The 17955-nt window shown below is 67.3% G+C and carries 15 protein-coding genes; 10 read left to right on the top strand and 5 right to left on the bottom strand.

Annotated elements, in window-relative coordinates; translation table 11 throughout:
• Nucleotides 1–24: 24 nt before the first annotated feature.
• Together NHH88_19630 and NHH88_19625 are read right to left on the bottom strand one after the other, a co-directional pair.
• Nucleotides 25–1608: a tannase/feruloyl esterase family alpha/beta hydrolase gene (locus tag NHH88_19630; protein ID USX11906.1), complete on the bottom strand. Its 1584-nt coding sequence runs from the start codon at nucleotides 1606–1608 to the stop codon at nucleotides 25–27.
• A gap of 39 nt (nucleotides 1609–1647) precedes the next feature.
• Nucleotides 1648–2733 carry a porin gene (locus NHH88_19625; GenBank protein ID USX11905.1) on the bottom strand — a complete coding sequence of 362 codons (1086 nt, stop codon included), beginning with the start codon at nucleotides 2731–2733 and terminating at the stop codon, nucleotides 1648–1650.
• Nucleotides 2734–3011: 278 nt separating this feature from the next.
• On the opposite strand from NHH88_19625, the gene NHH88_19620 reads away from it, so the two are divergent.
• From NHH88_19620 to NHH88_19575, 10 genes are all read left to right on the top strand, one after another.
• Nucleotides 3012–3440, top strand: coding sequence for a hypothetical protein (locus NHH88_19620; protein ID USX11904.1), 429 nt, complete (start codon nucleotides 3012–3014; stop codon nucleotides 3438–3440).
• A gap of 121 nt (nucleotides 3441–3561) precedes the next feature.
• A complete protein-coding gene (locus NHH88_19615) occupies nucleotides 3562–4035 on the top strand; it encodes a (2Fe-2S)-binding protein (GenBank protein ID USX11903.1) in 474 nt (157 codons plus the stop codon).
• 10 nt (nucleotides 4036–4045) lie between these two features.
• Nucleotides 4046–6274 (top strand): xanthine dehydrogenase family protein molybdopterin-binding subunit, encoded by a 2229-nt coding sequence (locus tag NHH88_19610; protein ID USX11902.1) that lies wholly within the window; start codon nucleotides 4046–4048, stop codon nucleotides 6272–6274.
• Between the two features lie 183 nt (nucleotides 6275–6457).
• On the top strand, nucleotides 6458–7606 hold the full coding sequence (locus tag NHH88_19605) for a DegT/DnrJ/EryC1/StrS aminotransferase family protein (GenBank protein ID USX11901.1): 1149 nt from the start codon (nucleotides 6458–6460) through the stop codon (nucleotides 7604–7606).
• A gap of 146 nt (nucleotides 7607–7752) precedes the next feature.
• Nucleotides 7753–9402: a glycosyltransferase family 39 protein gene (locus NHH88_19600; GenBank protein USX17384.1), complete on the top strand. Its 1650-nt coding sequence runs from the start codon at nucleotides 7753–7755 to the stop codon at nucleotides 9400–9402.
• On the top strand, nucleotides 9399–10412 hold the full coding sequence (locus tag NHH88_19595; protein USX11900.1) for a glycosyltransferase: 1014 nt from the start codon (nucleotides 9399–9401) through the stop codon (nucleotides 10410–10412). Before NHH88_19600 ends, NHH88_19595 begins: the two co-directional genes overlap by 4 nt.
• Before the next feature lie 17 nt (nucleotides 10413–10429).
• A complete protein-coding gene (locus NHH88_19590; protein USX17383.1) occupies nucleotides 10430–11362 on the top strand; it encodes a formyltransferase in 933 nt (310 codons plus the stop codon).
• Complete coding sequence (locus NHH88_19585; GenBank protein USX11899.1) at nucleotides 11359–12411, top strand: bifunctional UDP-4-keto-pentose/UDP-xylose synthase; 1053 nt, start codon at nucleotides 11359–11361, stop codon at nucleotides 12409–12411. The genes NHH88_19590 and NHH88_19585 overlap by 4 nt, the downstream gene beginning before the upstream one ends.
• Entirely contained in the window at nucleotides 12411–13373 is a 963-nt protein-coding gene (locus tag NHH88_19580; GenBank protein ID USX11898.1) for a polysaccharide deacetylase family protein, read from the top strand. The genes NHH88_19585 and NHH88_19580 overlap by 1 nt, the downstream gene beginning before the upstream one ends.
• Before the next feature lie 87 nt (nucleotides 13374–13460).
• Entirely contained in the window at nucleotides 13461–14903 is a 1443-nt protein-coding gene (locus NHH88_19575; protein USX11897.1) for a UDP-glucose/GDP-mannose dehydrogenase family protein, read from the top strand.
• Between the two features lie 72 nt (nucleotides 14904–14975).
• Here the strand turns inward: NHH88_19575 and NHH88_19570 are convergent, their stop codons facing one another.
• Genes NHH88_19570 through NHH88_19560 form a run of 3 tightly spaced genes read right to left on the bottom strand, consistent with a single transcriptional unit; the run spans nucleotide 14976 to nucleotide 17828 of the window.
• A complete protein-coding gene (locus NHH88_19570) occupies nucleotides 14976–16361 on the bottom strand; it encodes a HAMP domain-containing histidine kinase (protein ID USX11896.1) in 1386 nt (461 codons plus the stop codon).
• The gene (locus tag NHH88_19565; GenBank protein USX11895.1) at nucleotides 16330–17016 is read right to left on the bottom strand and encodes a response regulator transcription factor; all 687 of its coding nucleotides are present in this window, start codon (nucleotides 17014–17016) and stop codon (nucleotides 16330–16332) included. Before NHH88_19565 ends, NHH88_19570 begins: the two co-directional genes overlap by 32 nt.
• Complete coding sequence (locus tag NHH88_19560; GenBank protein ID USX11894.1) at nucleotides 17016–17828, bottom strand: MipA/OmpV family protein; 813 nt, start codon at nucleotides 17826–17828, stop codon at nucleotides 17016–17018. Before NHH88_19560 ends, NHH88_19565 begins: the two co-directional genes overlap by 1 nt.
• Nucleotides 17829–17955 lie beyond the last annotated feature (127 nt).

The following is a 17955-nucleotide window of genomic DNA, read 5'->3' as shown; positions in this document are numbered from 1 at the left end:
CTGCGCTAATCCGCCCTACGTGATTTAGATGGGCGGCTGGGTACAAGAATAGTTCGCCGCCAACCTGCCCGCCTGCGCATCGCTCGCCGGCCCCGTATAGCGCGGGTACTGCGGATACGGGCAAAGCGGCCGGCTCAACACCACCGTGCCGTCGGCCGCCAGCCTGGACGCGCCCAGCGTCGCCGGCGCGGCGTTCTTGTCCACCCAGTTATCCAGCGCGCCCAGCAAGTCGCTATTGTCCGCTCCCGGTCCGCCCGCGCAGTGGTCCACCGCCGGCGCCAGATAATACCGCGCGAACTCGGCGACCGCGCCGGCGCCGCCCAGCCTTGTCTGCAAGCCTTGGTAATACTCGGTCGTGGATTGGTAACTCAACGCCGCGTCGTTGGTGCCGTGCCACAGGATCAGCTTTCCGCCGCTGTCTTTAAATGGCCGCAGATCGGTGCTGGTGGCCGAGTTCAACGCCTCCAGCGCGTACAGCGCGGCCTGGTTCTGATCGAACGCCCCGTAGTTCAGCGAATCGGCGCCCGGATTACGCGCCAGATAGTTCTTCACAGTCGTGTCCTGGAACAGGAACTGCAGCGCGCCCTGCGCGTTGCCGTTTCCCGTGACCCAGGCCGGCCAGGCGCCCGGCGCGTCCTCGTTGCCGCTGAGCTGCCAGCCGGCGTTGCGGTAGGTCGGGCTGCCGCTGAAGACGGCCGGCGTGGTCCATGACCGCACGACGGCCAGCTGCGCGTCCGACAGGCAGGCGTCGCCAGTGTCGCCGCCGCCGGCGCAACGCAGCGACGCCGGATTGAAATCGGTGGCGGTGCAGGCGGCGGGATTGGAGACCATGCCATCGACGATGCCATCCTTGCCGTCGCAGGCGTTGCGCACCGATTGCGCCAGCAAGGCCAGTTTCGCGGTGGTGAACTGGCCGCCCGGGGCCGCTAACGCCACTGCGGTCCGGTTGAACGCGCCCATGAAGCCGACCCAGTTATAGGCCGGCGCCCGCGCGATGATGCCGTCGAACAGGTTCGGGTAGCGTTCGGCCATCATCAGGGCCTCGCGCCCGCCGTTCGAGCAGCCCTCGAAATAGGCGCGCTTCGGCGCCGCGCCGTAGGCCGTCCTGACCATGTCGAGCGCCGACGACATCACGGTCGGAATGGAGAGGCTGCCGAACAGCTGCGCGGCATTGGTATCGTTGAGCGCGAAAGAGGCGTCCAGCGGCGAGCCCTGGTGGCCCGAGTCGCTGTTGACCGTAGCGTAGCCCTGCAGCAGGGCGCTGAGATTGAAGCCGCTGGCGTCCGGGATGACGCCGTTGTAGCCGCCGCCGCCACCGTAGTAGAGCTTGCCGTTCCAGCTGTCCGGCAGGCGCAGTTCGAAGTTCAGGCGGGGCTCGATTTTTGCCGAGACCCTGCAATAGGCCGGGATCGCCGTTGCCTGCGCCACAAGGACGGCGGAGCCTATCGTCGCGCCGCCGATGGACCGGCCTTTGAGCGCATCGCAGGCTTGCCGGGCCGTGGGTTGCCGCGTGTCGGGGGTGATGTTGGCGCCATCGTTGCCGCCGCAGCCCGCCATGAGCAGCGTCGCGCAAGCGGCCACCGGCTTGAGAATATGCATGATGTACATTTGATGTCCCCTGATATTTTTATTGAGTCGATCCGGCGGTCAGAAGTTGTGGTGCACGCCCATCCCGTAGTAGGTGTAGCTCCCCAACACATTCGGGCTGCCCGTCGGCGGGGTTTTCTTGTTCGACAGATCGGCGTACAGGTAGGTGCGGGTCGACAGGTTGTGCTCATAGCCGACCGACGCCTGCTTGACGTGCGGCGCGCCGTCCGGCACCCGCTGGCCGTAGCCCAGCAGTATCTTTCCGACGCCCACGGTGTAGTTGGCGCCCAGTAGCCAGGCTTTGGTGTCGGGGTTGACCAGCATGGTATGGCTCTGGTCCTGCTTTTGGTACGAGCCCATGAGCTTCAGATCCGGCGTCGGCCGGAACGACGCCGCCACGGCCCACACCTTCGATTCGACCGCGTTGCGCTCGTAGGCGGCCATGGCGCCAAAGCGGCCCAGGGTGTAGGTCGTGCTGACCGAGTAGGGGTTGGCCGAGGGCACGCTGTTGGCGGGGTACTGCGGCGCCAGCGCGGTGCCTCGTCCGATCAGCGCCGGATTGCCGTTGGCCTCCTTGGCGCCGACCGTCAGGTTGACCTGGAAGCCGCCGAACACCGGCGAGTTGTAGAACACCGCGTTGGAGAAGCGGTTGCGCGAGTTGCCCGCCGGGCCGAGCGCGTCGCTGGTGTAGCCGGCCACGTGCAGGTCGGACTGGAAGCCCGGGCCGATGGCGCCGCCGGGCGAGCCCGGCACCACGGTCGGCAGGCCGCTCCACGGCTCGAACGGGATGCTCGACTCCTGGTACGCCGTCAGGCCGCGCCCCAGCCGCACGGTGCCGAAACCGCCCTGCAGGCCGACCCGGCTCTGCCCCTGGAACAGCGGGCGCGAGCCCGATTCAACGGTGCCGGTGTCCGATTCGAAGCGTATCTCCAGTTGGAACAGGGCCTTCAAGTTGTTGCCGAGATCCTCGACCCCTCGGAATCCCAGCTTGTTGTTGTCGCGCTTAGAGATTTGCGCCGTCGCCCCCGAAACCTTGGCGATCCCCGCGTCGAGGGTGCCGTAGATCGCGACCGACGATTGCGCATGCGCGCTCGCCATGGTGCCGCATACGCCCAGCAAAGTCAGTGTCCCCAATATTTTTTTCATTTTATTGTCCATTGATTGAAAGATGGTATCGATCCGACCTCCAGCGTGCGGCGGCCCGCGGATCGCATCCAGGCCGGTTTTTCCAGCGTATGCGAGAACCACCGCCGACTTTGTCACGCTGGCGACAATGCAGATTTTTTACCGTTGGCGGGCAACAGCGGCGGCAAACCGGCGAATCGGGCAAGGACCGCGTCGGTTTCGGCAACGTGAATCGGGTCGGGTCGCCGTACACTGGCTGGCATAGCTTTCAGTACCTCCAACCACGCAAAGGAACCCGCATGACCGACAAAAAAACATGGCTGATCACCGGCTCCGGTCGCGGCCTCGGCCTCGAGATCGCCAGGGCCGCGCTGGCCGCCGGCCATTGCGTCGTCGCCACCGGACGCGATCCGGACAAGGGCTTCTTCCGGACAAGCTTACTGACTTGCGACTCGACCACGTTCGCCGCCACCTCCGTCGCCGACTATGCCGAGCGCACGAAAGAGACCGTGGCGGCATGGAAAAAAATGGATGGCACCCAGCCCGGCGACCCCGTCAAGCTCGCCGAGGCGATCGTGCAGATCGCCGGGCTCGACGCGCCGCCGCAGCGTTTCGCTGCCGGCGTCGACGCGGTGCAGGCGTTCGAGGCGCGGGCGGACACCTTGATCGAACAGGCAAACGCCCATCGCGCCCTGTCGTCCTCGCTGGCTTACTGCGACGTTTGGTAAGGGCCTGCCGTTCGGCAAAACCATCGGTTTAGGCAAGATATCGGGCGGATTCGGCAACCGCTTTCCAGTGGGGCGAAGTCATACTTGCTCTAGATAACCTTTCACTGGAGATACGCTTACCATGACCACACTCAATGTCAACGGCAGCGCGCGCGCCCTCGATGTCGACGCCGACACGCCCATCCTGTGGGCGCTGCGTGACACCCTGGGCCTGACGGGCACTAAGTTCGGCTGCGGCGCGGCGCTGTGCGGCGCCTGCACCGTGCACCTCGACGGCCAGGCGATCCGCTCGTGCGTCACGCCGGTCTCCGCCGCCGACGGCAAGAAGATCACCACCATCGAAGCGGCCACCGACGGCAGCGACCGCGTCGGCAAGGCGGTGCATGCGGCATGGGTCAAGCATGACGTGGCGCAATGCGGCTACTGCCAGAGCGGCCAGATCATGAGCGCCATCGCCTTCCTCAAAACGCTGCCGCGCGGGAAGCAGCCGACCGTCGCTGAGATCGAGTCCGCCATGGCCGGCAATATTTGCCGTTGCGGCACCTACGCCCGCATCCGCGCCGCCGTCGCCGACGCCGCCCGCACCCTCGCTTAAAGGAACCACCATGCTGACCAACTTCAATCCCAAGGAATTGCCGCGCGCGCTGCAAAACATGATCGAGCGCGAACAGGGCACGGCCACGGCCAGCCCGCCGCGCCGCGCCTTTCTCAAGGTGATGGGCTTGTCCGGCCTGGCGCTGGGAACGTTCCCGGGCATGGCGATGGCGCAGGAGGCCACCGGCCTCAAGCCGACCGAGCAGCCGCTGGCCTTCGTCCAGATCGCGCCCGACGGCGTCGTCACGGTCACCATCAACCGGCTCGAATTCGGCCAGGGCGTGCAGACCGGGCTGCCGATGATCCTCGCCGAGGAGCTCGACGCCGACTGGTCGCTCGTCACCGCCCGGATGGGCACCGACGATCCGGCCTATGTCGATCCGGTCTTCGGCATGCACATGACCGGCGGCTCCGGCGCGATCAAGCACAGTTATACCCAGTACCGCGAACTGGGCGCGCGCGCCCGCGCCATGCTGCTGACGGCCGCCGCGCAGCGCTGGAACGTCGACGTGGCGACCCTGCAAACCCGCGCCGGCAAGGTGCTGGGGCCGGGCGGACGCCAGTTGACTTATGGCGAGCTGGCGCAAGCCGCAGCCGCGCTGCCGGTGCCGCAAAAGGTGGTGCTGAAGGACCCCAAGGACTTCCGCATCATCGGTCGCGCCACCGGCCGCATCGATGCCAAGGCCAAGAGCAGCGGCAAGCAGGCGTTCGGCATCGACACCAATCTGGAAGGCCAACTGACGGCGGTGGTCGCGCGGCCGCCGGTGTTCGGCGCCCGCATTAAGACGGTCGACGACAGCGCCGCGCGCGCCATCAAGGGCGTGCGCGCCGTGCTGCGCGTGCCGCTCGACCGTGGCGCGGAAGGCGTGGCCGTGGTGGCCGATGGCTACTGGAACGCCAAGCGCGGGCGCGATGCCCTGAAGCTGGAGTGGAACACCGACGACGTCGAAAAGGTCGACAGCGAAAAGCAACTCGCCCAGTTCCGCAAGCTGGCCGGCCAGCCCGGCAACCGCAAGTTCGACGCCGACATGGCGCCGCTGGCCGGCGCGCCGTTGAGCATCAAGGCGGACTTCGTGTTCCCGTATCTCGCCCATGCGCCGATGGAGCCGCTGAACTGCACCGTCAAGCTCGACGACGGCGCCGCCGAGGTGTGGACCGGCACCCAGATGCCGGGCCTCGACGCCGTCGCCGCCGCCCGCGTGCTGGGCCTCAAACAGGACAAGGTCAAGATGAACGTGGCGGTGGCCGGCGGCGGTTTCGGCCGCCGCGCCGTCCCCACCAACGACTTCGTGGTGGAGGCGTGCCAGATCGCCAAGGCCGCCCGCGCGGCCGGCGTGGTGGCGCCGATCCGTACCGTTTGGAGCCGCGAGGACGACATCCGTGGCGGCTACTACCGTCCGATGCACCTGCACCGGGCCCATATCGGCTTCGACGCCAGCGGCAACGTGCTGGCGTGGGACCACGCGATCGTCGGCCAGTCGATCACGGCCGGCTCGCCGTTCGAACCGTTCCAGGTGAAGAACGGCATCGACGGCACCGCCACCGAAGGCATGCGCGATCCCTATCCGTTCCCGATGCGCCTGACCGTGCACCATCCGAAGCAGAATGTGCCGGTCCTGTGGTGGCGCAGCGTCGGCTCCAACCACACGGCCTTCGTCATGGAGACGCTGATCGACGAGATCGCGCGCATGACCAAGCAGGATCCGGTGGCGTACCGCATGCGCCTTCTCAGTCCGAAGCAGGCGCGCCACCGCGCGGCGCTGCAACTGGCGGTCGACAAGAGCGGTTACGGCAAGCGCCGCCTGGCGGCCGGCCGCGCCTGGGGCGTGGCGGTGCACGAGTCGTTCGACAGCGTGGTGGCGTACGTGGTGGAAGCGTCGGTCAAGGAGGGCGAGCCGGTGCTGCACCGCGTCACCGCCGGCGTGCATTGCAACCTGGCTGTCAACCCGCGCAGCATCGAGGCGCAGGTGCAGGGCGGAGCGCTCATGGGATTGTCGATGTGTCTGCCCGGCGCGGCGATCACGCTCAAGGACGGCGTGGTCGAGCAAAGCAATTTCGGCGACTTTGCGGTGCCACGCATGACCAGCATGCCGGCCGTCGACGTGCACATCGTGCCGAGCGCCGAACCGCCGACCGGCATCGGCGAACCGGGCTTGCCGCCGCTGGCGCCGGCCTTCGCCAACGCACTGGCGCGGGTGACCGGCAAGCCGGTGCGCGACATGCCGTTCAAACTAGCGTGAGGGACGGCCGGGGGATAGTCAATCACTTCCCCCGGTAAGTGTTCAGTAAGTGAACTAGCCTGATGATGATCTCCCTGCCTCGGCACTCGGAGAAACAATCATGCGGTTCACGCGTATTTTCAGCTCGACCAAACAACTAACCGTCACACCGGAACGCGCGCCCCGCGTTGGTGGCTATCGCCCATGACGCGCGAGCTGCCTTTCCTGCCGTTCTCCCGGCCCACCATCGACGAGGCCACCATCGCCGCCGTCGGCGACGTGCTGCGCTCCGGCTGGATCACCAGCGGCCCCAAAGTAAGCGAGTTCGAGGAGCGCCTGTCCGCTTATTTTGGCGGGCGGCCCGTATTGACCTTCAACTCCGGAACCTGCACCATGGAGATCGCCCTGCGCGTGGCCGGCGTCGGCCACGGCGACGAGGTGATCACCACCCCTATCTCGTGGCCGGCCACCGCCAACGTCATCCTCGCCGTCGGCGCGACGCCGGTGTTCGCCGACATCGATCCGGCCACCCGCAACATCGATCTTGATCGACTTGAAGCCGCCATCACGCCGCGCACGCGCGCGCTGATCCCGGTGCATTTATCCGGCCTGCCGGTGGACATGGAGCGCCTGTACGCGATCGCCGCGCGCCACCGGCTACGCGTGGTGGAGGACGCCGCGCAGGCGTTCGGATCGCGCTGGCGGGGCCGGCCCGTCGGCGCCTTCGGCGATCTGGTGTCGTTCAGCTTTCAAGCGAATAAGAACCTGACCACGGGCGAGGGCGGCTGCCTCGTGCTGAACGACGCGGAGGAAGCGGCGCTGGCCGCCAGGCACCGCCTGCAGGGCGTCACCCGAAGCGGGATCGACGGCATCGATGTCGATCTCCCCGGTGGCAAGCACAACATGAGCGACATCATGGCGGCGATCGGCCTGGGCCAGTTCGCCAACATCGAGGCCGTCACCGCGCACCGGCACGCGCTGGCGCGCCACTATTTCGCCCGCTTCGGCGATGGCTTCGAGGCCGCCAGCGGCGCCCGGCTGCCGCTGGCCGATTTCGACCACAGCAACTGGCATCTGTTCCAGATCATCCTTCCCGACCGGGGGGCGTCCACGCGCGCCGACTTCATGGAGGCGATGGCGCGTCGGGGGATCGGCACCGGCTTCCATTACGCGGCGATTCATTTGTTCAGCCTGTACCGCGCGCGCGGCTACGCGGAGGGCATGTTCCCGGTCGCCGAGCGCGTCGGCCGCCTGACGGTGACCTTGCCGATGTTCCACGCGATGACTTTCGACGACGTCGAGCGCGTCGTGGCCGCCGTCGAATCGATCCTGATCCCGCAGGTGCCCCAATGAACCTCGATGCCATGCATAACAGGGCACGCCAGCCATTCACCGGCGGCGCCGGCGACGCGCTGCTCGACGACGCCCTCGCGGCGCGCCCGACGCCGCCGTCCACGCGCGCCGGCGCCACGCCGCCGTTGTCGACGGCGCTGCTGTGGATGCTGTTCGGCGGCTTCGTCCTGATCACGCTGTACGCACTCGGCGTGCGCACCCTGGTACCGCCCGACGAGGGCCGCTACGCCGAGATCGGCAGGGAGATGTTTACCAGCGGCGATTGGATCACCACGCGCCTGAACGGCATTAAATATTTCGAAAAGCCGCCGTTGCAAGCGTGGATGAACGCGCTGACCTTCACCCTGTTCGGCCTGGGTGAATGGCAGGCGCGCCTGTGGACCGGCGTCTGCGGCATCGTCGGCGTGGTCATGACCGCCTGGGCCGGCCGCGTGGTGTTCTCCCCCCGCGTCGGGATGTATGCCGGCCTGGTGCTGGCGTCGACCCTGTTCTGGCTGGCATCGGGCCAGATCAATTCGCTCGACATGAGCCTGTCGGGCATGATGGCCACCTGCCTGGCCGCCGTGCTGATCGCCCAGCGCGATGACGCCACCGCCGGCCAGCGGCGCGCCTGGATGCTGGTCGCATGGGCGGCGATGGCACTTGCGGTGCTGGCCAAGGGCCTGGTCGGCGTGGTGCTGCCGGGCGCCATGTTGGTGCTCTACGGCGCCGCCGCGCGCGATTGGCGCGTCTGGACCCGTCTGCACATGGGCAAGGGATTGCTGCTGCTTTTCGCCATCGCCGCGCCCTGGTTCATCCTGGTCGCCCAGCGCAACCCCGAACAGCCGTATTTCTTCTTCATTCACGAGCATTTCGACCGCTTCCTGAGCCCTGGCCACAAGCGCGAGGGGCCCTGGTACGCCTTCATCATGCTGCTGCTGCCTGGCATGTTGCCTTGGTTGGGCTGGCTGCCGCACGCATTGGCGGCGGGCGCCAGGCGCGCGCCGGGCCGGTTCCAGCCGCGATTGCTGTTGTTGATCTGGTTCGCCTTCATTTTCGTGTTTTTCAGCATGTCGAGCTCGAAGCTGCCCGGCTACATCGTGCCGGTGTTCCCGGCGCTGGCGTTGCTCACGGCGCTGTGCCTGGACGCCGCCGGCCGCCGCCCGCACATGGTCGCCGCCGCGCTGCTGGCGGCGGTGGGCGCGGCGCTGGTGGTCGCGGTGCCGGTGGCGCTGACGATGGGCATGGGCGTGGGCGCGGCCGGCTCTGCGCCGCACAACCTGCGCAGCTACCAGCCGTGGCTGATGTTCGCCGGATGCATTATGTTGGTCGGCGGCTGCCTCGCATGGTTCCACGCGGCCCGAGAGCGGCGCGATTCGACCGTCCTGACGATGGCGGTAGCCGGCTTTCTCGCCACCCACCTGATCGTCGCAGGTTTCGAGGTGTACGGCAAGGACCGCGCGGGCACCGCGCTGCTGCCGGCGATCCGCGCCGAACTGACGCCGACCGCCAAGCTGTACGCGGTCGGCCGCTACGAGCAGTCGCTGACCTTCTACCTGGGCCGGCCGGCGATCCTGGTCGAGTACGCGGACGAATTCGGCTTCGGGCTGCAACAGGAACCGCATCTGGCGCTGTCCGGGCTGGACGAATTCGTCGCCCAATGGCGGCGGGACAGCGCTGCCGGCCGGCCCTCAGTGGCCATCGCCAGCCAGGCACTGTACGACCGGCTGCGCCAGCGCGGCGTGCCGATGCGGCTGGTGGCACGCGACGGGCGCCGGCTCGTGATCTCCAATCAATTAACGAAAGCATTGCCATGACGCCAGAATTGTCCATCGTCATTCCGGTCTACAACGAGGAGGCGGGGCTGCCCGGCCTGTTCGCGCGCCTGTACCCGGCGCTCGACGCGCTCGGCAGCAGCTATGAAATCGTGTTCGTCAACGACGGCAGCCGCGACGCCTCGGTGGCGCTGTTGGCCGAGCAGTTCCGGCGGCGCCCCGACGTCACCCGGGTGGTGCTGTTCAACGGCAACTACGGCCAGCACATGGCGATCCTGGCCGGCTTCCAGTCGGCGCGCGGCGAGATCATGGTCACCCTCGACGCCGACCTGCAAAACCCGCCCGAGGAAATCGGCAAGCTGGTCGACAAGATCCGCGAAGGCCACGACTACGTCGGCTCGATCCGGCGCGTGCGCCAGGATTCGGCCTGGCGCACGCTGGCGTCGAAGGCGATGAACCGGATGCGCGAACGCATCACCAACATCCGCATCACCGACCAGGGCAACATGCTGCGTGCCTACGGCCGCAATGTCATCGACCTGGTCAATCAATGCGCGGAGGTCAACACCTTCGTGCCCGCGCTGGCCTACACCTTCGCGCGCAATCCGGCCGAGGTCGTGGTCGAGCACGAGGAGCGCGTGGCTGGCGCGTCGAAGTATTCGTTCTACAGCCTGATACGGCTCAACTTCGACCTGGTGACCGGCTTCTCGCTCATTCCGCTGCAACTGTTCTCGATGCTGGGCATGGCGCTGTCGGGAGCCTCCGGCCTGTTGGTGCTGGTGCTGCTAACGCGCCGGCTGCTGCTCGGCGCCGAGGCCGAGGGCGCGTTCACCTTGTTCGCGCTGCTGTTCTTCCTGATGGGCGTGATCCTGTTCGGCATCGGCTTGTTGGGCGAGTACATCGGCCGCATCTACCAGCAGGTGCGCGCGCGGCCGCGCTATGTGGTTCAAACCATCCTCGAGGAGCCGGCGCCGGCGGCGCGGCGGCAGGTGGCCGACGCCGCCAATGCGGCGGCCATTCTGCCGCTGGAACAGCGCGGGGTGGGGCGGTGACGGCGCAAGGCGCGGCGCTGCGGGCCGTGGTGTTTGCCTACCACGATGTCGGCGTGCGGTGCCTGCGGGTGCTGCTGGCCGGCGGCGTGGACGTGGCGCTAGTGATCACGCACGATGACGATCCGGCCGAGAACATCTGGTACGGCTCGGTGCGAGCGGTTTGCCGCGAACACGGCATCGCCACCGCAGTACACCCCGATCCCGCCGATCCGGCGCTGCTGGCGGCCGTGCGCGCGGCGCGACCGGACTTCCTGTTCAGTTTCTATTACCGCCACATGCTGCCGGTCGCCGTGCTGGCGGTGGCGCCGGCCTACAACATGCATGGCTCCCTGCTGCCGAAGTTTCGCGGCCGCGCGCCGGTCAACTGGGCCGTGCTGCATGGCGCCGACCGCACCGGCGCGACCCTGCACGAGATGACCGTCAAGCCCGACGCCGGCGCCATCTTGGCGCAGACGGCGGTGCCCATCCTGCCAGACGACACGGCCTTCGAGGTGTTCGGCAAGGTCACCGTGGCGGCCGAGCAGACCTTGTGGGGCGTGCTGCCGGCGCTGCTGGCGGGCGATCCGCCGCGCCGCGACAACGACCTGCGGCAGGGCAGTTACTTCGGCGGGCGCACGCCCTCCGATGGCCGCATCGACTGGCGCGCCGACGCGCAAACCGTCTACAACCTGCACCGCGCGGTGGCCCCGCCTTATCCCGGCGCCCACACGGAGGTGGGCGGCGTGTGCCTGACACTGGCGCGGGCGCGCCTGCTGTCGGGCAGCGTGGCAACAGGCATGGCTTGCGGCTTGGCAGTGCTCGACGGCGGGATCGTCGGCGTGTGCGGTGACGGCCGCATGCTGGCCATCTCCTCGTTGCTGGACGGCGCGGTGGAAGTATCGCCACAACAGTTACAAACCATGCTGGCCAGTTCGGCGGCGCAGATCGACATCACCCGAGTAAAACCATGAAAAAAGTCCTTATCCTTGGCGTCAACGGCTTTATCGGCCATCACCTGTCCAAGCGCATCCTCGAAACCACCGATTGGGAGGTGTTTGGCATGGATATGCACACCGACCGCATCACCGGCCTTCTGGAGAACCCGGCCTACAAGTCGCGCATGCATTTCTACGAGGGCGACATCACGATCAACAAGGAGTGGATCGAATACCACGTCAAGAAATGCGATGTGATCGTGCCGCTGGTGGCCATCGCCACGCCGTCGACCTACGTCAAGGAACCCTTGCGCGTGTTCGAACTCGATTTCGAGGCCAACCTGCCGATCGTGCGCTCGGCCGCCAAATACGGCAAGCACCTGGTGTTCCCGTCGACGTCGGAGGTGTACGGCATGTGCCACGACGAGGAGTTCGATCCCGAAAACTCCGAACTGGTGTGCGGCCCAATCAACAAGCCGCGCTGGATCTATTCCAACGCCAAGCAGCTGATGGACCGGGTGATCTGGGGCTACGGCATGGAGGGACTGAACTTCACCTTGTTCCGCCCCTTTAACTGGATCGGCGCGGGGCTCGACTCGATCCACACCGCCAAGGAGGGCTCGTCGCGCGTGGTGACGCAGTTCTTCGGCCACATCGTGCGCGGCGAGGCCATCTCGCTGGTCGACGGCGGCGCGCAGAAACGCGCCTTCACCTACATCGACGACGGCATCGACGCGCTGGTGCGCATCATCGCCAACGTCGACGGCGTCGCCAGTGGAAAAATCTACAACATCGGCAATCCGGTCAACAATTATTCGATCCGGGAGCTGGCCCACATGATGATGGCGCTGGCCGCCGACTACCCGGAGTACGCGGAAGCGGCGCGCCGGGTGAAGATCGTCGAGACCACGTCCGGCGCCTACTACGGCGAGGGTTACCAGGACGTGCAGAACCGCGTGCCGAAGATCACCAACACCAGCACGGACCTGGGCTGGAAGCCCGTCACCGGCATGGCCGACGCGCTGCGGCGCATCTTCGACGCCTATCGCGGCCAGGTCGCGCAGGCGCAGGCGTTGATCGACTGATGGCGGCGACTCCACCACTGTTGACGCTCAAGATCGACGTCGACACTTATCGCGGCACCCGTCTGGGCGTGGCTAACCTGGTGCGCATGCTGCGCGCGCACGGGGCCAACGCCACGTTCCTGTTTTCGCTCGGCCCGGACCATACCGGCTGGGCGCTGCGGCGCGCGCTGCGACCCGGTTTTTTCAACAAGGTCGCGCGCACGTCGGTGGTGGAGCACTACGGCCTGAAGACGCTGATGTACGGCACCTTGCTGCCCGGTCCCGACATCGGCCGGCGCTGCGCGTCGCAGCTGCGCGCGGTGCGCGACGCCGGTTTCGAATGCGGCATCCACACCTGGGACCACGTGCGGTGGCAGGACAACGTGGCCGCGCGCGGCGCCGACTGGACGCGCGAGATGATGCGCAAGGCCGCGCGCCGCCATGTCGACGTGTTCGGCGTGGCCACGCGCACGCATGGCGCGGCCGGCTGGCAGATGAACGCCGCCGCCTTCGCCGAACACGACGCGGCCGGCTACCGCTACGCCTCGGACGGGCGCGCGGCGCTGGACGAGCGGGGCGCGCTGCGCGACCCGGCCAGCGGACCGCACCGGGTGGTGGCCGGCGACCGCTTGATCGACTGCGTCCAGTTGCCCACGACGCTGCCCACGCTCGACGAACTGCTCGGACGCGCGATCGACGGCAGGACGATCACGGCGGACAACGTCGCGGCGCACCTGTTGTCGCTGACCGCAGGCGCCCCGCGCGACCATGTCTACACGCTGCACGCCGAACTGGAGGGACAAAAGCTGGCGCCGGTGTTCGAGCAGTTGCTGCTCGGCTGGCGCGCGCAGGGCTACCGGTTCGGCGCGATGGCCGACTACTACGAGAAAGTCCGGCACGCGCCGCTGCCGACGTCGCCGTTGGGCTGGGGCGAGCTGCCCGGGCGTTCCGGGCGCGTGATCATGCAGGGCGGGGCGCCGTAGCGTGGCCTTTCCTTTCCTTCCCCTTATTTTGAGGAGTATCCCAATGTCGCAATTTCTCGATCCGTTCCAACCAGGCGGGGCGCCAGTATGAAAATCACCATCATCGGAACGGGCTACGTCGGCCTGGTGACGGGCGCCTGCCTGGCCGAACTGGGCAATGATGTCGTCTGCCTCGACCTGGACGAGGGCAAGATCGCGCTGCTCAACAGCGGCGGCATGCCGATCCACGAACCGGGGCTGGAGGAGATCGTCGAACGCAACCGCGACGCCGGACGGCTGCGCTTTTGCACCGACGTCGCCGCCGCCGTGGAGCACGGCGACTTGCAGTTCATCGCGGTCGGCACGCCGGGGGACGAGGACGGCGCTGCCGACCTGCGGCACGTGCTCGCCGCCGCGCGCGCGATTGGCCGCCATATGCACGGCTTCAAGGTGGTGGTCGACAAGTCGACCGTGCCGGTCGGCACCGGCGAGCGCGTGGCCGCCGTGCTGCGCGAGGAGCTGGGCAGGCGCGCGTCCGATGCCGCTTTCTCGGTCGTCTCCAACCCCGAGTTCCTCAAGGAGGGCGCGGCGGTCGAGGATTTCATGCGGCCCGACCGCATCGTCATCGGCTGCGACGGCACGCCCGACGGCGAGCGCGCGCGTGACCTGCTGCGCGCGCTCTACAAGCCTTTCAACCGCAATCACGAACGCACCCACTGGATGGACGTGCGCTCGGCGGAATTCACCAAGTATGCCGCCAACGCCATGCTGGCCACGCGCATCTCGTTGATGAACGAACTGGCCAACCTGGCCGATTGCGTCGGCGTCGATATCGAGGCGGTGCGGCGCGGCATCGGCTCCGATCCGCGTATCGGCCACGGCTTCCTGTACGCCGGCGCCGGCTACGGCGGCTCGTGCTTTCCCAAGGACGTGCGGGCGCTCGCGCGCACCGCCGGGCGCTTCGGCCAGGAGCTGTTGATCCTGCGCGCGGTGGAGGCGGTCAATGAGCACCAGCAGCAGCTGCTGGGCCGCAAGATCCTCGGGCGCTACGGCGACGATCTGGACGGCATGCATTTCGCTGTGTGGGGACTGGCGTTCAAACCGAACACCGACGACATGCGGGAGGCGCCGGCGCGCGTGCTGCTGCGCCAGTTGCTGCGCGCGGGCGCGACCGTGGCCGTGTACGACCCGGTCGCGATGGCCGAGGCCGCGCGGATGTTGGCGCTGGATCTGCGCGCCGATGAACTGGCGCGGGTGCGCTTCGCCGCCGCGCCGCTCGACGCCCTGGCCGGCGCCGACGCGCTGGCGATCGTCACCGAGTGGAAGGCGTTTCGCAGCCCCGATTTCGGCAAGATCAAGGCGGCGCTGAAACAGCCGGTCATCTTCGATGGGCGCAATCTGTTCGAGCCGGAGGCGATGGACGCGTACGGATTTGAGTACCACGGCATCGGGCGCGGCTCCCGGCTCGCCAGGGACGCAGCGTCCAGCGCGCCGCGCGCCCCGGCCCGGCGGGCGGTTTCGCAAGATTCCGTTTCTTTAGTGCGCGCCTAATGGAAAGCCGGATAGACCGCGCCGCGATGACCTGCGCGCGGGAACGCCAATGTGGCATCCGCCGCACCGGCTCTACGCGTCCGGCGTCGGGCGGGTGGTCAGCCGGAACAGCAGACCAGGTTCCATCCGCTGCGCCGCCAGTGTCCAGCCGTGCGCCCGCGCGATTTCCTGGCAGATCGACAGGCCCAGTCCGGCGCCATGGTCGCGGCGGTGCGCGCCACGCCAGAAGCGCTCGAACATCCGCGCCATCTGTTCCGGTGTCACCCCGGGGCCGCTATCGCGTACCGTCAGCGCCTCGGCGCCAACCGTCACGCACACCTCGGTGCCTTCGGGGGCATGCTGGATGGCGTTTTCCAGCAGGTTTTTCAGCAAGGTGAACAGCGTCGCCGGGTCCGCCTGCCATGGCGCCGCCGGGCCGTCGTCGCGCAAGGTCAGGCGTACATTCGCCGCATCGGCCATGCGGCGCAGATAGCCGACCGCCTCGGCGCCGACGTCGCGCGGATCGACCATGGCGAAAATGTAATTTTGCTCCTCGCTCGCTTCGGCCAGCAGCAGCAACTGCTGTACCTGGCGCGTCATGTGCTGGATGTCGCTGAGCAGCGAATCGCGCTCGTCACCTTCGCCCGTCAGCTCGACTTGGGCGCGGATCAGGGCGAGCGGTGTCTTCAACTCGTGCGCGGCCGTCGCCAGAAAACCCTGCTGGACGCGATAACCCTGTTCCAGGCGCTCCAGCACACGGTTGAAACTGTCGACCAGCGGCGCGATCTCGGCCGGCACCGCGTTGACCCGCAGCCGCGCGTGCAGCGCGCGCGGGGAAATCGCGGCAGCCGATTCCGACACCTCGCGCAGCGGCTTGAGTGTGTAGCGCAGCGTGATGAGCGCGCAGGCGCCGAAGACGAACAGCATGACCACACTGAACAACACGACGCCGGCGCCCATGAACGGCAGCGCGAACTCGGTTTGGAACAGCTCGACGATCCGCTTGCTCGCGGCGAACTGCACATACCAGCGCTTGCCGTCGTGCTCGACGGCGGCGGTGCCGGCGTACATCGGCACGCCGGCGAAATCGAAGGTGAAGGGACCGGATGTCAACCGGCGCGTCGCCGGTGTCGACGGCCATGCCGTCCCGGGGCCGGTGGCGGACGCGAGGGCGACGTTGCCGGCCGCGTCCAGCACGCGGTACGCGATCTCACGCCGGAGACTGTCGTACGTCCAGGGATGACTGTCTTCGCTTTCCATGAAGCCGACCGGCCGTCCGGCGCTGTCGAAGAGCAGCGCCTCGGCCATTTCCTCCGCGCGTTCCGCCACGTCCATACTGGGCAAAATCTCGCTTTTCGTCGAGATGAGGTAAAAAACGGCCGCCAGCAGCAGGGTGATGCTGAGCACCATGCCGGCCACGTAGGCCAATAAGACTTTGACGCCCAGGCTATTCAGCCACGTCGGCTTCGCGAAGCGCATAACCCAGTCCCCTCACATTGACGATCCGTTGGCGCGAGCCGATGGCCAGCAGTTTGCGGCGTATCCGGTGCAGCGCCACGTCCAGCGCGTTGGGCGTGACGGCCTCGCTCAGCCCCCAGGCGGCGGCCTCCAGCGCGCTGCGGCGCACCACCTCGGCATGGCGGTGCACCAGCATCAGCATGATCTGCATCTCCGCCGGCGCGAGGGTGACGCTTTCCTCCGCGCAGCAGACCAGACCCTCGCCGGGGCGCAGCGTCAGGTCGTCGTGGCTGGGGTCGAGCGGGCGGAAATCGACGGGGCGGCGCAGCAAGGCTCGCGCACGCGCGACCATCTCGTCCATGGCGAAGGGCTTGGGCAGGTAGTCGTCGGCCCCGGCCTCGAGCCCCGCGACGCGGTCGTGCAGCGCGTCGCGCGCCGTCAGCACCAGGCAGGGCACGTGCAGCCCGGCGGCGCGCACGCGCTGCAACAGGGACAGCCCGTCACCGTCGGGCAAACCCCGGTCGAGGATGATCGCCTGGTACGGCAGTTGCTGGATGGCGGACCACGCGCTGTCGATGCGGTCGATGACGTCGACCGCGATGCCGGCGGCCGCCAGCGCCTTGCACATCAGCTGGGCAAGGCGGTCGTGGTCTTCGATTAGTAGAATGCGATTCATCAGAAGCGGTACAGGTATCCCAGGCCGACACGACTCTCGGTCGCGCGGTCGACCAGAGGGCTATCCTTGATCTTTTTGGAAAGCTTGCTCACCCCCAGATCAAGAAACAGGGAGTGGTGCGCATCGACGACGTAGGTGCCGCGCAAGCCCAATTCGGCGTTGACGCCGGATTTGCCCTCGTAAGCGGCACGGCCGGCGCGCGCCTCGTCGGGGGCGACGCCGTAGTAGTAATCGACGTATTTCTTGTCGACCCAGCTGGCGCCTGCGCGGGGCGTCAATATAACATGCTGGCCGATGCGCCAGTTTTTTTCCAGGCCCAGGTTGAAGCGGCGGCCCTTGCTGTTGCCCGAGGCGTCGGCCAGCAATTCGGCGCTGACATCGACCACGCCGGTTGCCCATTTAACCTTGCCGCCCGCCCAGAAACCGCCTTTGCGCTCGCGCATGCCATTCAGGATCGGCGCGTCCTTGGCTTCATAGCCGCTGAAGTCGTACTTGCCGACCACGCGCAGGTCGAGGCGCTGGCCGCCGCCGAGATCGACGCTGTAGGCCTTGAATTCCACGACGGGGCCGAACACGCGCACATATTGGTTGTCGTAGGAGATTAGCGGCAATGCGCGGTTTTCCCGGTCGATGCCGGCGTACGGCTGCTGCTCGGTGAACGCTGCCACGCCCAGGCCCCACGAGGACGCCCCGTCGCCCGGGGCGGCGTTGGCAACGGACGCGGCGCCCAGCCCGAGTGCGAGGACCGAGGCGACCGTCACGTGGTTGATTGCCGAAGGGGTGGCCGAGGTAAAGATGCGCGGAAACTGCATGGTGGTTTCTCCGAATGTTGAGTGTGAAACGACATGGTCGGCCAAGTCGTCTTACTGAATACTTACCCGAAAAAAACATCAAAACTCGTCCTTTCCGGTAAGTATCCGGAAAGACGGGGTGCCCGAT

It is taken from the genome of Oxalobacteraceae bacterium OTU3CAMAD1, assembly GCA_024123915.1.
Classification (GTDB): Bacteria; Pseudomonadota; Gammaproteobacteria; order Burkholderiales; family Burkholderiaceae_D; genus Rugamonas.
The sequence above is the reverse complement of the archived record's forward strand: the minus strand, read 5'-3'. Positions and strand labels throughout refer to the sequence as shown.

Bases quoted from the DNA above. Each gene is read 5' to 3' on its own strand.
- NHH88_19610 (USX11902.1), top strand. From the start codon at position 4,046: ATGCTGACCAACTTCAATCCCAAGGAATTGCCGCGCGCGCTGCAAAAC.
- NHH88_19630 (USX11906.1), bottom strand. From the start codon at position 1,608: ATGTACATCATGCATATTCTCAAGCCGGTGGCCGCTTGCGCGACGCTG.
- NHH88_19565 (USX11895.1), bottom strand. From the start codon at position 17,016: ATGAATCGCATTCTACTAATCGAAGACCACGACCGCCTTGCCCAGCTG.
- NHH88_19605 (USX11901.1), top strand. From the start codon at position 6,458: ATGACGCGCGAGCTGCCTTTCCTGCCGTTCTCCCGGCCCACCATCGAC.
- NHH88_19600 (USX17384.1), top strand. From the start codon at position 7,753: ATGCTGTTCGGCGGCTTCGTCCTGATCACGCTGTACGCACTCGGCGTG.
- NHH88_19570 (USX11896.1), bottom strand. From the start codon at position 16,361: ATGCGCTTCGCGAAGCCGACGTGGCTGAATAGCCTGGGCGTCAAAGTC.
- NHH88_19620 (USX11904.1), top strand. From the start codon at position 3,012: ATGACCGACAAAAAAACATGGCTGATCACCGGCTCCGGTCGCGGCCTC.
- NHH88_19580 (USX11898.1), top strand. From the start codon at position 12,411: ATGGCGGCGACTCCACCACTGTTGACGCTCAAGATCGACGTCGACACT.
- NHH88_19575 (USX11897.1), top strand. From the start codon at position 13,461: ATGAAAATCACCATCATCGGAACGGGCTACGTCGGCCTGGTGACGGGC.
- NHH88_19560 (USX11894.1), bottom strand. From the start codon at position 17,828: ATGCAGTTTCCGCGCATCTTTACCTCGGCCACCCCTTCGGCAATCAAC.
- NHH88_19615 (USX11903.1), top strand. From the start codon at position 3,562: ATGACCACACTCAATGTCAACGGCAGCGCGCGCGCCCTCGATGTCGAC.
- NHH88_19585 (USX11899.1), top strand. From the start codon at position 11,359: ATGAAAAAAGTCCTTATCCTTGGCGTCAACGGCTTTATCGGCCATCAC.
- NHH88_19595 (USX11900.1), top strand. From the start codon at position 9,399: ATGACGCCAGAATTGTCCATCGTCATTCCGGTCTACAACGAGGAGGCG.
- NHH88_19625 (USX11905.1), bottom strand. From the start codon at position 2,733: ATGAAAAAAATATTGGGGACACTGACTTTGCTGGGCGTATGCGGCACC.